The 13,906-nt window shown below is 68.5% G+C and carries 15 protein-coding genes and 3 pseudogenes; 9 read left to right on the forward strand and 9 right to left on the reverse strand.

Annotation, left to right across the window (positions count from 1 at the left end; genetic code table 11):
• Positions 1–41: 41 nt before the first annotated feature.
• Both G7Z13_RS13915 and G7Z13_RS13920 read right to left on the reverse strand, forming a co-directional pair.
• Positions 42–761, reverse strand: coding sequence for a hypothetical protein (locus G7Z13_RS13915; protein WP_206313064.1), 720 nt, complete (start codon positions 759–761; stop codon positions 42–44).
• A gap of 36 nt (positions 762–797) precedes the next feature.
• Positions 798–1,331, reverse strand: a complete 534-nt coding sequence (locus G7Z13_RS13920; RefSeq protein ID WP_165999239.1) for an ATP-binding protein — start codon at positions 1,329–1,331, stop codon at positions 798–800.
• A 101-nt stretch (positions 1,332–1,432) separates the two neighbouring features.
• Between G7Z13_RS13920 and G7Z13_RS13925 the strand changes: the two genes are divergently transcribed.
• Entirely contained in the window at positions 1,433–2,284 is an 852-nt protein-coding gene (locus G7Z13_RS13925; protein ID WP_165999241.1) for a helix-turn-helix transcriptional regulator, read from the forward strand.
• Between the two features lie 11 nt (positions 2,285–2,295).
• Entirely contained in the window at positions 2,296–2,502 is a 207-nt protein-coding gene (locus G7Z13_RS13930) for a DUF397 domain-containing protein (RefSeq protein WP_165999243.1), read from the forward strand.
• Here G7Z13_RS13930 and G7Z13_RS13935 read toward each other — a convergent pair.
• The 3 genes from G7Z13_RS13935 to nadE are packed head-to-tail and all read right to left on the reverse strand — an operon-like array spanning position 2,481 to position 3,808.
• Positions 2,481–2,765, reverse strand: a complete 285-nt coding sequence (locus G7Z13_RS13935; RefSeq protein ID WP_165999245.1) for a hypothetical protein — start codon at positions 2,763–2,765, stop codon at positions 2,481–2,483. The two genes, G7Z13_RS13930 and G7Z13_RS13935, sit on opposite strands and share 22 nt — an antisense overlap.
• A gap of 36 nt (positions 2,766–2,801) precedes the next feature.
• Complete coding sequence (locus G7Z13_RS13940; protein ID WP_165999247.1) at positions 2,802–2,966, reverse strand: hypothetical protein; 165 nt, start codon at positions 2,964–2,966, stop codon at positions 2,802–2,804.
• Between the two features lie 11 nt (positions 2,967–2,977).
• Positions 2,978–3,808 carry an ammonia-dependent NAD(+) synthetase gene (gene nadE / locus G7Z13_RS13945; RefSeq protein ID WP_165999248.1) on the reverse strand — a complete coding sequence of 277 codons (831 nt, stop codon included), beginning with the start codon at positions 3,806–3,808 and terminating at the stop codon, positions 2,978–2,980.
• Positions 3,809–4,119: 311 nt separating this feature from the next.
• Between nadE and G7Z13_RS13950 the strand changes: the two are divergent.
• A pseudogene (locus G7Z13_RS13950) lies at positions 4,120–4,290 on the forward strand (tyrosine-type recombinase/integrase); the annotation flags it as partial.
• A gap of 208 nt (positions 4,291–4,498) precedes the next feature.
• Here G7Z13_RS13950 and G7Z13_RS13955 read toward each other — a convergent pair.
• The gene (locus G7Z13_RS13955) at positions 4,499–4,696 is read right to left on the reverse strand and encodes a hypothetical protein (RefSeq protein ID WP_165999250.1); all 198 of its coding nucleotides are present in this window, start codon (positions 4,694–4,696) and stop codon (positions 4,499–4,501) included.
• A gap of 742 nt (positions 4,697–5,438) precedes the next feature.
• On the opposite strand from G7Z13_RS13955, the gene G7Z13_RS13965 reads away from it, so the two are divergent.
• The 5 genes and pseudogenes from G7Z13_RS13965 to G7Z13_RS13980 all read left to right on the forward strand — a co-directional run.
• Complete coding sequence (locus G7Z13_RS13965; RefSeq protein ID WP_165999253.1) at positions 5,439–5,588, forward strand: hypothetical protein; 150 nt, start codon at positions 5,439–5,441, stop codon at positions 5,586–5,588.
• Between the two features lies 1 nt (position 5,589).
• Positions 5,590–6,588: an FtsK/SpoIIIE domain-containing protein gene (locus G7Z13_RS13970; protein ID WP_240926209.1), complete on the forward strand. Its 999-nt coding sequence runs from the start codon at positions 5,590–5,592 to the stop codon at positions 6,586–6,588.
• A gap of 21 nt (positions 6,589–6,609) precedes the next feature.
• Positions 6,610–7,002, forward strand: a complete 393-nt coding sequence (locus G7Z13_RS33635) for a hypothetical protein (protein ID WP_240926210.1) — start codon at positions 6,610–6,612, stop codon at positions 7,000–7,002.
• A gap of 38 nt (positions 7,003–7,040) precedes the next feature.
• A complete protein-coding gene (locus G7Z13_RS13975; protein WP_240926563.1) occupies positions 7,041–7,463 on the forward strand; it encodes a hypothetical protein in 423 nt (140 codons plus the stop codon).
• Positions 7,449–7,748: pseudogene (locus tag G7Z13_RS13980) on the forward strand (tyrosine-type recombinase/integrase); the annotation flags it as partial. The gene G7Z13_RS13975 and the pseudogene G7Z13_RS13980, both read left to right, overlap by 15 nt.
• Before the next feature lie 184 nt (positions 7,749–7,932).
• On the opposite strand, the gene G7Z13_RS13985 reads toward G7Z13_RS13980, so the two are convergent.
• The 3 genes and pseudogenes from G7Z13_RS13985 to G7Z13_RS14000 form a co-directional block, all read right to left on the reverse strand.
• Positions 7,933–8,352 carry a hypothetical protein gene (locus tag G7Z13_RS13985; protein WP_206313066.1) on the reverse strand — a complete coding sequence of 140 codons (420 nt, stop codon included), beginning with the start codon at positions 8,350–8,352 and terminating at the stop codon, positions 7,933–7,935.
• Positions 8,300–11,434, reverse strand: a pseudogene (locus G7Z13_RS33640) (polymorphic toxin-type HINT domain-containing protein); the annotation flags it as partial. The pseudogene G7Z13_RS33640 and the gene G7Z13_RS13985, both read right to left, overlap by 53 nt.
• 141 nt (positions 11,435–11,575) lie before the next feature.
• On the reverse strand, positions 11,576–12,529 hold the full coding sequence (locus G7Z13_RS14000; RefSeq protein ID WP_166004935.1) for a LysR family transcriptional regulator: 954 nt from the start codon (positions 12,527–12,529) through the stop codon (positions 11,576–11,578).
• Between the two features lie 174 nt (positions 12,530–12,703).
• On the opposite strand from G7Z13_RS14000, the gene G7Z13_RS14005 reads away from it, so the two are divergent.
• Positions 12,704–13,900, forward strand: coding sequence for an MFS transporter (locus tag G7Z13_RS14005; protein WP_165999255.1), 1,197 nt, complete (start codon positions 12,704–12,706; stop codon positions 13,898–13,900).
• Positions 13,901–13,906: the final 6 nt, after the last annotated feature.

The following is a 13,906-nucleotide window of genomic DNA, read 5'->3' on the forward strand; positions in this document are numbered from 1 at the left end:
CTCTCACCCCGGCCGGGGACGGGATGAGAGGTTCAGTGGCCTCAGTGGGCGGGGGGCTGCCCGTAGGGGGCGGGGGTGTGGGGGTACGGCGGCTGCTGGAGGGCGTACGGCTGGGGGTACGCCGGCTGCTGCGGGGCGTACGGCTGGGCGAACGGGTTCCCGTGCCCCGGCAGCTGCGCACCCGGCGGCAGGTACCGCACCCGCCCGCCCTCATCGGTGACCGGGATGAACCCTGCGGCCTGGAGCCGGGCCGCGAACTTCGCGTTGCGCCGCCGGTTGAAGAAGAACCCGAACGCGAGGATGCCCATGAGGAACACCCACATGATCGCGCCCCAGAGCAGCGCACCGGAGCCGCCCTGCACGGCGAGCGCCGCCGACCCCACGGTGACGCCGACCGCCGCGAAGGCCATCCGCTTCTCGACGCCCTTGCCGGTCAGGTCGAAGTTGATCCGTGCCTTGAGCAACTCCAGCGCGTCCGGCACGAACGGGGGCAGCGACACCCCGTCCCCCGCGTTCGGATACTGCGCCCAGTTCTGCGCGGCCCGGGCCCGGGCGTGGGGGCTGGGGTCCGGCACGATGAGCATGACGAGCGAGCTGTTGTTGGCCCCGCCCTGTCGCACATCGGCGTACTCGTACCCGAACTGCTGGGCGATGAAGGCGAGCCTGGCGAGCTTCTTCACGGACGCCATCGCACTCGTGACCTGCACGGGCTCGCCGCTGGCCATCAACCGCAGCATCTTCCGTATCTGCCGCTTGCTCACCCGTACCCACTCCCCGTCTCGTCCGGGTCACTCTGTTCACTTGAGCAACGCGGGCAGTTTTCCACCGAGCTCACACCACAGCAACTTCCCGCCACCCCGCCCGAAAGCCTCTTCACCGACCGGCCACCCACCCCACACATCGACGTACTCCCGCACGAGCAGAAGCCCTCGCCCACGCTCCGCGTCGACCGTGCCGGTGGGCTCTGTCGGCGCTCCGGACGGTTCCCGGAAGGGCGGCGGAATGTACGGGTCGCCGTCCCACACCCCCACCCGCAGCCGCCCGCCGTCCAGGGCGGTCAACCGGAGGGAGGCGGGCCCGTCGGTGTGCAGATAGGCGTTGGTGACGAGTTCGGACACCACGAGTTCGACGACGTCGAGCACGTCCCGCCGCCCGTGCGAGCTGAGCACGGCCCGCGCGGTCACCCGTGCGATGTGTGCGGCGCGGGGGTCATGCGGCAGACGCAGGGCGTACGCCCAGGGCCGGCACGGGGCTACGGTGACCAAGGAACACCTCCGGGAGAAAGGGGACTTGGCGCGCTCAGAGCAGTTGAGCCGCGCGTGGTCCACCATAAGAGGCGAGTGTGATACTTAACATCGAACAGGAGAAAGACTTCACAGTTTCCTCCCTGTGGGTGACCCGCGAGGACCGGGCCGTGACGAGAGAGAGCCGAGTGCCAGCCAGCACCAATCCCACCCTGCGCCAGCGGCGTCTGGGCACCGAGCTGCGCAGACTCCGCGAACATGCCGGGCTGACGTCCAGCGCAGCCGCGGAACTGATCGGAGTGAAGCAGGCCCAGATCAGCAGCATCGAGTCGGGCCGCTACGCGGTGAGCGCCGACCGTGTGCGCACGTTCGCCCGCGCGTATCAGTGCGGCGACGAGAAGCTCATCGACGCCCTGGCGGAGATGACCGGAGGGCGGACACGAGGCTGGTGGGACGAGTACCGGGAGCATCTCCCGGTCGGCTTGATCGACCTGGCGGAGCTGGAGCACTACGCGACCGCACTGCGCGTCGCCCTGGTCATCCACATCCCCGCCCTGCTGCAGACGACCGACCACGCCCGCGCGCTCTTTCGGGGCGTCTTCCCTCCCCTCCAGCAGTACGAGGTCGAGCACCGCCTGACGCACCGCATGAAGCGGCAGGGCATCCTGCACCGTGAGGAGCCCACTCCCTACACAGCGACTATCCACGAGGCGGCGCTGAGAATGGGCTACGGCGGCCGGGACGTGGCTGTCGCCCAGCTCCGACACATCCTCGACATGAGCGAACTCCCGCACGTGACCGTCCAAGTCGTGCCCTTCGGCAAGGAAGGCTTCCACGGCACCGGCCAAGGCGTCGACTATGTGGCCGGGGCGGTCCGCAAGCTCGACACCGTGCAGCTCGACGCCCACCACGGATGCGAATTCCTGGACGGCGAGGCCCAGCTCGGCAAGTACCGGGCCGTGATCGACCACATGGAGGCGAGCGCCCTGGATCCCGAAGACTCGCGAGACCTCATCCGCCGTATCGCCCGCGACCTCTGAAAGGCATCCGCATGTCCACCCATCTCATCTGGCGCAAGTCCAGCCACAGCGGCGACGCCTCGAACTGCGTCGAAATAGCCACCGCCCCCACCGGCGTCCACATCCGCGACTCGAAACGGACCGCCGGCCCGCACCTCACCGTCCACCCGGCGACCTGGACCAGCTTCGTCGCAGCGCTGGCACCGAGAGACCAAGGTCAGCGCACCGTGACCGCGTAGACGAAGAACGCCGGCCGGTCGTCCGGTGTGCTCGTCGCCGTCGGATAGGGACTCATCGAGGGCGTACCGGAGGCCGACGCGCTCGGGTACGGAGTCGCCGACTCGGTGCCGCTGTGGCAGCTGCCCATGGGGCAGTGCAGCAGCATCACCGTCGCCTTCCCCGACTTCCGCGCGGTGAAGTCGAAGAACCGGGTGCCGTCGCCGCCACCGACGAGATCGCCGCCGTCCTCGATCTCCTCCCGCTTGCCCCGGTACTCCAGCACGTCCGCGTCCGGCCGGGGCTCGGCCAGGTACCAGTTCTACCCGAGCGCGGGGCTGGCCGGCACCTCCAGGGTGAACTCGTCCCCCGCGTCCACGGTGATGGCCCGCTCCTCGGGGCCGTACCCGCCGACTCTCCCGCAGCTGGTCACCAGGACGAGAGCCCCGGCGGCGGCCATGGGGGCCAGCACGCTGCGTACGTTCACTGCCCGGCCGCTCAGGGAGCGATCGGCAGCTGCCGCTTGTGCTCGGTGAGCCGGTACCGGCGCACGATCGCCTCGAAGGCGGGCTCGGCGACCGGCTTGCCCTCCAGGAAGTCGTCGATGTCGTCGTACGTCACACCGAGCGCGTCCTCGTCGGGCTTGCCCGGGTCGAGGGTCTCGAGGTCGGCGGTCGGGGTCTTCCAGACGAGGGAGTCCGGGGCGCCCAGCTCGGCGGCGACGGCCCGCACGCGCCGCTTGGTGAGCCCGGTCAGCGGCACGACGTCGGCGGCGCCGTCCCCGAACTTGGTGAAGAACCCGGACACGGCCTCGGCGGCGTGATCGGTCCCGACGACCAGCCCGTTCTCCGCACCGGCGACCGCGTACTGCGCGATCATCCGCTGCCGCGCCTTGATGTTCCCGTGCACGAAATCCTGGTGGTGCGCGTCCCGGAAGACGGTCCCGCCCGCCACGACGGCCTCCAGCGCCGCATCACTCGCGGGCTTCACGTCGACGGTCAGCACCCGGTCGGCCCGGATGAACTCCAGCGCCCGCTGCGCGTCCGCCTCATCGGCCTGTACGCCGTACGGCAGCCGCATCGCGAAGAACGTCGCCTCGCCACCGGCCTCCCGCACCCGCTCCACCGCGAGCTGGCACAGCCGCCCGGCGGTCGACGAATCCACCCCGCCACTGATCCCCAGCACCAGCGCCCGCAGCCCCGTGGACGTCAGCCGCTCGGCCAGGAAAGCCACCCGCCGCTCGATCTCCTCCCGAGCGTCGAAGGACTCGCTGACCTGGAGCTCGTGGGCGATCTGCTGCTGCAGGGCTATGGGCGTCGGGTCGGTCACGGCTTCTCCTCACTCGGCCCGCGGGGCGGGCCACAGACATGTGTGGGGGGACAACAGCACTCTAGATTGCTCACCTGAGGATCCGATCTATCAAGACGCCATTGACAGCCTTCACTCAGGCCCGCGTCCACTGACGTTCCCGTCAGCTACTGCTCATCCCATACGGAAGCGCTTTCGGACAGCGCCTGGCAGGACCTTCCGACTTGCAGTTGCTTACATGATCTTGAGCGACACGCTTGCGGTCGCTGCAGGCACACTGACTTGAACGGGCCCCCTCCGTCCAGAACCAGATCAACCGCGGCAGCGACGCGTTTCATGACCTTCGCCATACGGCGGCGACGCTGCTCCTGGAGCAGGGAATCGCACTCGTCGTCCTCAAGGAACTCCTCGGCCACGCCCACATCGGCGTCACCGCCACCGTCTACACCCGCGTCCGCCTCTGCCTCCAGCACCAAGCCATCAACGCCCTCACCAGCACCCTGAGGCCGGACAGGACCCCTGTTGGCATCCTGCCAGCCGGTTTCGCTCCACTTCCTCCCACAACGCCGACGGCCCCACGAGATGCCTCGTGGAGCTGTCGCCGTCCGGCGGCGTTGCCGTCAACGCCCCTGGGGACCCACCCGAAGGTCCTCGCATGGCACTCCAGAAAGGACACTGAAAGGCGGTCTACTCGACAAATTTCGGGGAAAGTCAGAACGAATTCAGCATGGCCCCACTTAGACCAAGATGAACGCCATTAGCGATCTCCACCAACTTCTCCGGAATTTGCCGATCCCGCACTACTCGAACCAGACCGGAACTCTCATCGAACAGCACCTCCCAGTTTGATCGCGCGATCGATACGGAGATACCTGCCTCAAGTGGCGGGACATCCAGCTCCTCGGTCACTCTGCCACTCGCAGAGCTTGGGAGCTTCAATTCCGCCCGCCGCCACGACTCCTTCGGTAGATAACCCCATACGTAGAAAGCGCGACCGGTGTCCACTGCGACCTGCAACTGAAGGGTGTCAGCGACGAGACTCGTACTCCCTCCGCCACCTACCAGCCAAGTCAGGTCGTCAGAGTTCCGTAGCTGGAAGGTGAACCCTCGGTCCGACTCGGAGTAGCGAAGTGTGCCCGCCAGCGGGTTCACCGCTTGACAGGTAAACGTGTGCGCCATTCTCTACCTGACGAAGTTGAAGTGGAGGATGGTGTTGGTGTCGACAACCAGTTCCCAAGTGCCAGATTTCCCATTCATGGCACCTGGAGGGTCCCACCCGACTGCCCTAGCAGCCCCTCGCGGGTCCAGCTTCGGCCGCTTCCTTCCATGATTTCACGGACGACCTGAGCGGAACCCATGTACGGCCGCACCACTCTGCTGTCCTTGGTCACGTCACTGAAGTGATTCGCCACCGTCCGCGTCATCTTCAGATCATCTGCATTAATCTTCGATGCCAGCGCGACCTGGCGGCCGGGCTCAAGCCCGGGGCGATGGTCCGGCCGGTGGAGCTGTTCGCTACCCCGTGGGCGCGGATCTTCAACGGTCAGCTCCCCGACGGCGTCGCCTACCGCGCCGCCCGCTTGGAGCTGGTCGCGGCGGAGGCGGTCCAGTGACCCGCCCCGACAGCCAGGGGCCGCAGCGGAGGCTGCACGTGCTGCGCCCCTTGCCGGGCACCAAGGGCAAGGCGACGTTCGCCGCCTCGGGTGCTGTACTCGCCCGGCTCGGCCTGACCCCAGCGGACGCGGCCGGGCTGGATCTGACCGAGATGCTCCGCCTGATATCCGATACCGAGGGGGACTGACGTGGAGGACCTGACCGACCGCGCGCCGCAGGTGCTGCTGATCGTGGCCGTGCTGGCGGGCGCGTGGATGCTGTGGACAATGGTGCGCTGTATCCGTGCCGACCAGGGCACGCGGGTCAGCATCCGGCAGGCCATGCGGGTTCGCTGGGGCTGGGTACGGCTGGCGCGGATGGCCGGACTGACGGTCACCGACAAGACCCCGGGCCTGCTGGCACAGATCACCGCGCAGAAGGACAGTCCTGCCCCCGCGCACCGGGTGCTGACTCCCAGGATCAAGGTCAAGCCGGACCGGTTCGGCGTGATCGTGCGGGCCAGGACGCTGCCGCAGGTTGGTCTGGAGGAGTACCAGAGGGCGGCGCGATTCCTGGCCGACGCCTGGCGGTGCACGCGGGTCTCCGTCCTGCCGGACGGGCCCGGCCGAATGGTGATCCGTGGCGTGCGCTCCGACCCGTTGACCACGCCGACCGAGCACCGTCCCACCGGCCGCCCGCTGGATGAGGTGTCGCGCTGGGAGCTGGGGGTGGACGAGTACGCGGCGCCAGTGTGCGTGTCCCTGGCGAATGTGCCGGGGGTGACCGTGGCCGGCACGCCTGGCGCGGACAAGACCTCGGCGGTGAACAAGTTCGTCTGTGACCTCGCGCCGTCGACGGCCGTGCAGATCGTGGGCTTCGACGGGAAAGTGTCGCGGGCCTCGGAGGGCGACTATGCGGACCTGGTCAAGCGGATGTTCGCATTCTGCGGTGACGACCTGGACGAGGCCAACGCGCTGTTCAAGCGCCTGGTAGCGCTGCGTCGGCGGCGGTCCTCGCTGATCCGCGACGTGCTGGGCGTGGAGAACATGTGGCACGTCGGCCCCTCGCGGCTGTGGCCGCTCACGGTGGTGCTCATCGATGAGGCGCACACGTTCTTCCGTGAGTACAAGGGCGGCGACGCTGAGACGAAACGTTGGGCCGCGCTGACGGCGGAGAACGCCCGGCTGATGGAGGACCTGATCAAGTAGGGCCGCAGCGTCGGCATCCTGGTGATCCTGATCAGTCAGAAGTCCACCGGGGATGCCATCCCGACGTTCATCCGCGGCGTGTGCCCGGTGGGGCTGTCGTTCGCGCAGAAGACGGTGGAGGCCGCGGTGGCCGCGCTGGGTGACGACATCCGCAACTGGCCCGATGCCAGCCCGGTCACCTTGCAGGACCCCGCCTATGTCGGGGTCGCGGTGATGGCGATGCAGGGCCGCCCCGGCTTCACCCGCATCCGCACTCCGTACGTCTCCGACGCCGCCCGGATCGCGGAAGCCACCTCCCATCTGACCGCCGACCCCGCCCCGTGCCTGGACGCCCTCCTCGATGCCAGTGGCCATACGAACCCCGGCGACGACGACGGGCCGGACGGTCCGGCCGTCTCCCTGACCAAGCCCTGAACGCCTCCGATCCCACGCCCCGAGAGGAGGTTCCGCGCATGGCGGAGGAACCGTTCACCCGGCGCACCGTGACCGTGGTCATGGCGGTCATCGCGGTCCTGGCCTTCGTCTTCTCCTTCGGCAACGTCTGGGCGCTGGCCCTGCGGCTCGGCGTCCCCCCGCCCTATCGCCCCGCTGATCGCCCCCTGGTGGACTTGTCCGTGGTCGGCCTCCTGGTCGCGCTGCGGTTCCTGGCCCTGCGCGGCGTCCCCGAGGCGGAGCTGAAGGCCGGCACCCGGCTGCTGCACCTGTGCGGGCTGCTCACCCTCGCGCTGAACACCGCCGAACCCCTGCTGGCCGGACGCTACGACCGCGCCTGCCTGGACACCGTCGCCCCGCTCCTGCTCCTGGGCTGGGGCCACGTCGGCCGCGCCTCCTCGCCCACTTCCACACCACCGCACAAGGTCGCAGGCTCCACATGACAGCACAACGGGCAGGTTTTCACCACAGCGCAGGGCAGACAGATCGACCCGACCAACCTCACCCGCACCTTCACCACGCTCCTCCGCAATGCCGGCCTCCGCCGCATCCGATTTCACGACCTCAGGCACTCGACCGCGACCCTGCTCCTGGAGCAGGGAGTCGAACTCGTCGTGATCAAGGAGCTCCCCGGTCACGCCCACATCGGCGTCACCGCTACCGTCTACGCCCACGTCCGACTCCGCCTCCAGCGAGATGCCATCGACACTCTCGGTACCGCGCTCGGCGGCCGGGAGACCACCAAGACGGTCGGCTCCGACGGGGACGAACCGCCCCCTGCACCGCCCTCGTCCACTGACGTTGCCGTCAACTACTGCCGTCACCCACGCAGAAGCCCCGCCAGGACGCACCTGACGGGGCTTCATCTTTGTGTTCGCAACTTACCCGCTGGCACGCTGCGGGGCTACGGCCTCATGCCCCAGAGAATCTCACAAAGAGATCACGGTCACGCCAGGAATCGGAGAAGGCGTCCAACATGGCCTCGTAAAGCCGAATATTGCTGACGTCCCCTCGAGGGTCTCTGATCCTTTCTTCGACCGCCTCCCGGACAGCCTCCCAACGCAGCACATGCATCAGGAAAGAGACCGTTTCAACTACACCTTCCTGGGGGGAATCGATCAGAGCAATCACGCGACTCTCGAATTGTCCTCTCAATTCAAGGTTCCTCTGCAGAATCGCGAGAGCACGCTCCAATCCCGGCTCGAGTTCTTCTGCGCCGCAGGTCTCCTCTGCAGTAGCTAGGACCCCCTGGACGACCTGCATGAACTCTGCGACCGGATCAGCAGCTAGGCCGCCACGCCTCGATGTACTTCCCATCAGCACCAAGTCCATTCCTATTGAAGGCATCCACTGCCGCCTTCTGAGCGTGAGCACCGTAAGGCTGATAATGACCAGACTTATTGTCGAGGTACACGACTTGACCACCCTTGGTCTTGAACTCTCCGGCAGCCAGCACGTCCCTGCCCTGAGCGAGGCTCACATGGCCAGCCGTTCGCTTCCCGATGACGAGCTCACCATCGCTGGTCACCACGTATGCATAGTTTCCCGAGCGAGAGAGAACGGTGCCAGGAGCAATCGGCTTGAACCACTCCGGCGTATCTTCCGGAATCAAGTTCGAGAAAGAGGTGGGGTCAGGGCCCGCTCCGCTGTTGTGAACGAGTACCGGAGTCTGCCCCGCCAGCACATAGTACGTGTGCAGGTCGTCAACGGTGAGGTTGTAAGTCCGTGCGTGCCTGGTGAACGCGCGGTTGGCCGTGACGATGACCGTGTCGCCCTTGTCGGTCAGCAGGGTCATGCCCGGCTTAAGGTCTCTCGCCTCGACCCAGAGCAGCGCCGACGGGGACCAGAAGGGGTGCTCGTGGGTCGCCGTGAGCTTTTCGACGCCGTCCTCTGTGGCGATGGACAGCTCGTTGAAGTATTTGTCTTCCTCGGTGACGATGAGCCGGGTGACTCTTCGTGGTCCCGACTCGCCGGTTTCGGGGTCGGTCGCCAGGACCTCGTCACCGATTTCGACGTCCTCGATATCCTTGGTAGTGCCGTCGGCCATCTGGACATCCGTGCCGGCCAGGAAGCATCTGCAGTCGTACTTCACACGGGCGCCACGGGCGCCAAGGTAGGTCACAATCGACTGAAAGCCGATATTGCCGCAGATCGGGCAGGTGTCAATGGTGTTAATTTTGTCGACGTGCTTCCAGCCGTCGTAAAAATTGCGGAGTGCGCCGCATTCATCGATCGCGCTCGTGCCTGCTGTGCATCGCTCTCGGAAGTACAGCTCGACCATCAGCTCATAGCTGAGATCACTGAAGTAGACACCGTTCCGTTGCAGCTGACCCAAACTCGGAAGCTTGTGCTGATACTGCTTGTAAATCTTCGCCGGCGGGAGAGCAGGCTTGCCGTCGCCGAGGTCGACGACGACGGCCTGCACCCCTCTATCACTGGCGCCTCCGTCACCGCTGCTGGACGACGGGGATGGGTACTTCGTCGAGCCGGTCTGCTGGCCGTAGCCGTCACAGATGTCCTTCGGGCACAGACCAGTGGGGTCGCTCTTGCTGACCGGGCTGTTGTTGCTGTAGGCGTACCCATTCATCTGGAGCGGATCGGTGATCTCGATGATGGGGTCCGCGGACAGGAACCGCCCCGAGTTCTGGTCGTACTCCCGCGCCCCGATGTGCGTCAGCCCGGTCGCCGCGTCGTCGATGCCCGTGCCCAGGTAGCTGCGCTTGTTGGGCCAGCTGGCCGGCTTCGTGCCGCGGATCTCGCCGTACGGCTTGAAGGAACGGCGGGTGATGGCCTGGCCGGAGGCGATGTCCACCGAGGTGTTGGCGGTGTTGAGGTGGTCGGCGAGGAGGACGCTCAGTTTGTGGCCGGTCGTGGCCGCGTTGGTGGTCGTGCGGACCACCGTGGGGGCGCCGGCCTGGCCGTAGGAACGCGAGGCCCGGGTGATGGTGCCCGTGCTGTTCGTCGTCAGTTCCGTTTCGCCCAGGTAGAGGGTCGAACCGGTCGGTGAGTTCTCCAGGAGGCGGTTGCCGGCGGCGTCGTAGACGTACGTCGTCTTGGTGCCGTTGTCGGTGATCGCGTCCAGCTTGTTCTCGGGCGTCCAGTCCAGGGTCTGGTCCCGGTCGTGCAGGTCGCGGATCCTCGTGTTGCCCGTCGCGTCGTACGAGTACGTGCTGTCCTTGCCCGTCGGGGTGGAGGCGATCGACGTCATCGTGTGCGGGTGGGCCAGGTAGGGCGCGGTCGTGCCGTTGCCCGTGACCTGCTTGCCGTAGCCGTAGCGGTAGGTGACGTTCTTCGTCGCGTCCGCGGTGTCGTGCTCCGTCATCGTCGCGCGGTTGCCGATCCAGTCGAAGGTGAACGACTGGCGGTAGGCGGTGTCACCGGTGGAGACCGTGGCCGGGTCGGGCGCCGCGGCGGCGAGCGACTGGGTCAGCCTGGGGTCGGGCGTCGCCGCGTCCGTGGCCTCGTCGGGCGCGTCGGCGACCGGACCGGCGGATGGCGCGTAGTCGGCGCGATAGCCCCAGGTGGTGCCACCTGCCGCCTTGCAGCAGGTGCCGTTCCCGAGGGGTGTGATGTTGGACGTCCAGGCGTGCGTCAGCTCGCCCATGGCGTCGTAGGTGAAGCACTGGGTGTCCCACGTCCTGGTGCCGCTCGCGCTCACCAGCTCGCGCATGCTGGACGTGATCGTGCCGGAGACGTCGTAGGAGTATCGGTTGTCCGTGATGCGGTGGGTCGCCGTTTCGCGGTCGGCCACGGTGCGCTGGAGACGGCCGGTGCTCGGATCGATGAAGTTCGTCGTCCACACGCGGTAGGGCTGCGCGGCGGAGACCGTGCGCAGGGCCTCGCCGAAGGGCGAGTAGGTGACGTCCGACGTGTACCAGGTCAGACCCGAGGTCGACTCCGGGAGGCCGTCGGTGTTGTAGCGCGTGACGACCTTTTCCCGTGCCAGGCCGCCCTTCTCCGGCAGAGTGACCGACTGCGGCTTCCCTGTGGGCGTGTACGTATAGGTGTACGCGTACGTGCCGGAGAGGCCCGTCGTCATTGAGTTCGCCGGGATGACGGTCTCGCTTCGGGTGACGTTGTACTCGGCGTCGTACCCGTTGACGCGGTTGACGTAGTCGCCGTTCGAGGTACGTCTGATGGACTCCGCCGGCTTGCCGATTCCGCCATACGCCGAGTCGTAGGTGAACGACTTGACGGGGGTGGCCGTCGCGGAGCCTTCCCGCACGTGACGGATACGGCCGAGGGAGTCGTACTCGGTGAACGTCTCCTGCCCACGGGAGTTCTTGACGCGGTACGGGCGGTCGGCCTCGTCGTACCAGGTCTCCGTCGTGCCGGTGTCGGGGTCGGTGGTGGACGTCACCCTGCCGCGAGCGTCGTAGACATAGGACCAGGTGTTTCCGGCGGGGTCGACGACAAGTCCGCACTCACCGGTTCCGGAACGCAGATCATCGGTCCCACGACGTACTGGAAGACCCGTATCGCCATCGGCTGAGGCATGATCGGCCGGGGAGGGGCCTCGCCTGTGCGGGCGAGGCCCCTCCTGCGTGTCACTGTGTCACTTGGGTGTCGTTGCCAGCGAAACGTCCAGGCCCGGCACCCAGCTCCCCGCCGGGCGGCGCAACCACTGCCCCTCCGCTGCCAGTTCCGCCGCCGCCCTCCGCAGCGCGTCCAAGCCCGGATGGTTCAGGCCCTTGCGCCACACCAGTGAGACGGGTGACAGGGGGACCGGGTCGACCAGCGGGCGCAGGACGCAGCCGCGCAGAGGCGGGAAGTCGACCACGGCGAGTACCGGATAGCCGCCCTTGGACATGATCCGCTCGAATTCCTCGTCGCCGACGGCGAGGGGGACCGGTGGGGCCACCTTGATGCCCCGGCCTTCGAAGAGGCGGTGGGCGAGGTCGGTCCACTCGGGGGTGCGGGGGTTTCCGGCGCCGGCGTAGACCGTTTCGCCCGCCAGCTCGGTCAGGGGGACGGTCTCCCGGGAGGCCAGGCGGTGGTGTTCGGGGAGGACGATGGCCATGGGTTCGAAGCGGACCGGCTGGTGCTCCAACTGGCGCCGCAGCGCCGGGTCGAGGCCCGCGTAGCGGCCGAAGGACGCGTCCAGGCGGCCCGCGACCAGGTCCTCCGCCGCGCCGGTGAGGCCGCTCTCGTAGCGGGCCATCAGCTCCAGTTCGGGGGCGAGTTCGCGGGCGCGGTGCAGGACGCGGCGCGGGGTGCCGAGGCCGGCGGAGTTGAGGTCGACGAGCAGGGGGCGGGCCTGGCCGAAGGCGGCGAGGAGTTCGTCCTGGGCCGCGAGGACGCGGCGTGCGTACGGCAGCAGCCGTTCGCCGTCGTCGGTGAGGGTCACCTGGCGGGTCGTGCGGACGAACAGCTCCGCGCCCAGCTCCCGTTCCAGCCGCCGTACGTCACGGCTCAGCGCCTGCTGGGCGACGTAGAGGCGCGTGGCGGCGCGGGTGAAGTGCAGTTCCTCGGCGACGGTGACGAAGGCGCGCAGGAGACGGGGGTCTATGGAGCGGGAGTCTGTGGGGCGGGACTGCGCGCGGCGGGACTCCGCGGGGCGGGACTCCGCGGGGCGAAACTTTGCGGGGCGGGCGGGCACCGGGCGAATTTACAACACGGGTGCGTCAATCGGTCTCGAACAGGTGTTGGACCGCTTGATCGGGTCCGGGGGACGGTGTTCCCCATGCCGTACCGAGATCTCTTCGCCCGCCCGGGCGCCAAGGCCTTCACCGCCGGGAACCTGATCGCCCGCCTGCCGATGGGCATGTTCAGCGTGAGCGCGGTCGTGATGATCGCCGGGTCGCGCGGCTCGTACGCCCTCGCCGGCGCCGTGACCGCGACCGGGCTCGCCGCCACCGCGCTGGTCGCGCCCTGGACGGCCCGGCTGGTCGACCGGTACGGCCAGGCCCGGATCGCCGTGCCCGCCACCCTCCTGGCCTGCCTCGGCAGCATCGCCCTGGTGCTGTGCGTCCGCCACGGCGCCCCCGACTGGACCCTGTTCGCCGCCTACGCCGCCACCGCCACCACCCCCAACATCGGCGGCATGGCCCGCGCCCGCTGGGCCCGTCTGCTGGACGGCGACCCGGCGTCGCTCCACACGGCGAACGCCTTCGAGCAGGCGGCCGACGAGCTGTGCTTCATGCTCGGCCCGGTCCTCGCGGCCTTCCTGTGCGGGACGCTCTTCCCCGAGGCGGGCACGCTCCTCGCCGTTGTCCTGCTCCTGACCGGTGTCCTGCTGTTCGCCGCCGCGCGCGGCACCGAGCCGCCGCCCGCGGGGGCGGCCGCGCGCGGCACGTCGCCGATCCGCGCGCCCGGTATCCCGCCGCTGCTCGCGGTCTGCGTCGCCGTGGGCACGGTGTTCGGGGCCATGGAGGTCGTCACGCTCGCGTTCGCGGACGCGCGCGGGCAGCAGACGGCGGCCGGGCTCGTCCTCGGGCTGCAGGCGGCCGGGTCGTGCGCGGCCGGGCTGGTGTACGGCAGGGTCCGGCCGGGCGGTCCGGCCGAGACCCGGTACGTCCGGTGCATCGCCGCCATGGCCGCGCTGCTCACCCTCCCCCTGCTCGCCGCCGCGCTCACCGGCTCGCTCGTCGTCCTCGCGGGCGCGCTGCTGATCGCCGGGATGGCGACCGCGCCGACGATGGTGACCGGCATGGCGCTCGTGCAGCAGCGCACGCCCGAGGGGCGGCTCAACGAGGGGATGACGCTGGCGGTGACCGGTCTGCTGGGCGGGATCGCCTGCGGCAGCGCGGTGGGCGGCTGGACGGCGGAGCACGTGTCGGTGACGGCCGGGTACGGGGTGCCGGTCGCGGCGGCCGTGACGGCGCTGGCCCTGTCCCCCGGCATCCGCCGGCCCGTGCCGCTCGTCGCCTCGCTCCGCTGATCCACC

Origin of the sequence: Streptomyces sp. JB150 (assembly GCF_011193355.1) — a bacterium.
In the GTDB taxonomy this organism is placed as follows: Bacteria; Actinomycetota; Actinomycetes; order Streptomycetales; family Streptomycetaceae; genus Streptomyces.

What these genes read in the sequence shown, in the direction of transcription:
- G7Z13_RS13920 (WP_165999239.1), bottom strand. Translation starts at nt 1,331, where the DNA reads ATGGTGGACCACGCGCGGCTCAACTGCTCTGAGCGCGCCAAGTCCCCT.
- G7Z13_RS13930 (WP_165999243.1), top strand. Translation starts at nt 2,296, where the DNA reads ATGTCCACCCATCTCATCTGGCGCAAGTCCAGCCACAGCGGCGACGCC.
- G7Z13_RS13975 (WP_240926563.1), top strand. Translation starts at nt 7,041, where the DNA reads ATGGCGGAGGAACCGTTCACCCGGCGCACCGTGACCGTGGTCATGGCG.
- G7Z13_RS13985 (WP_206313066.1), bottom strand. Translation starts at nt 8,352, where the DNA reads ATGGACTTGGTGCTGATGGGAAGTACATCGAGGCGTGGCGGCCTAGCT.
- G7Z13_RS14005 (WP_165999255.1), top strand. Translation starts at nt 12,704, where the DNA reads ATGCCGTACCGAGATCTCTTCGCCCGCCCGGGCGCCAAGGCCTTCACC.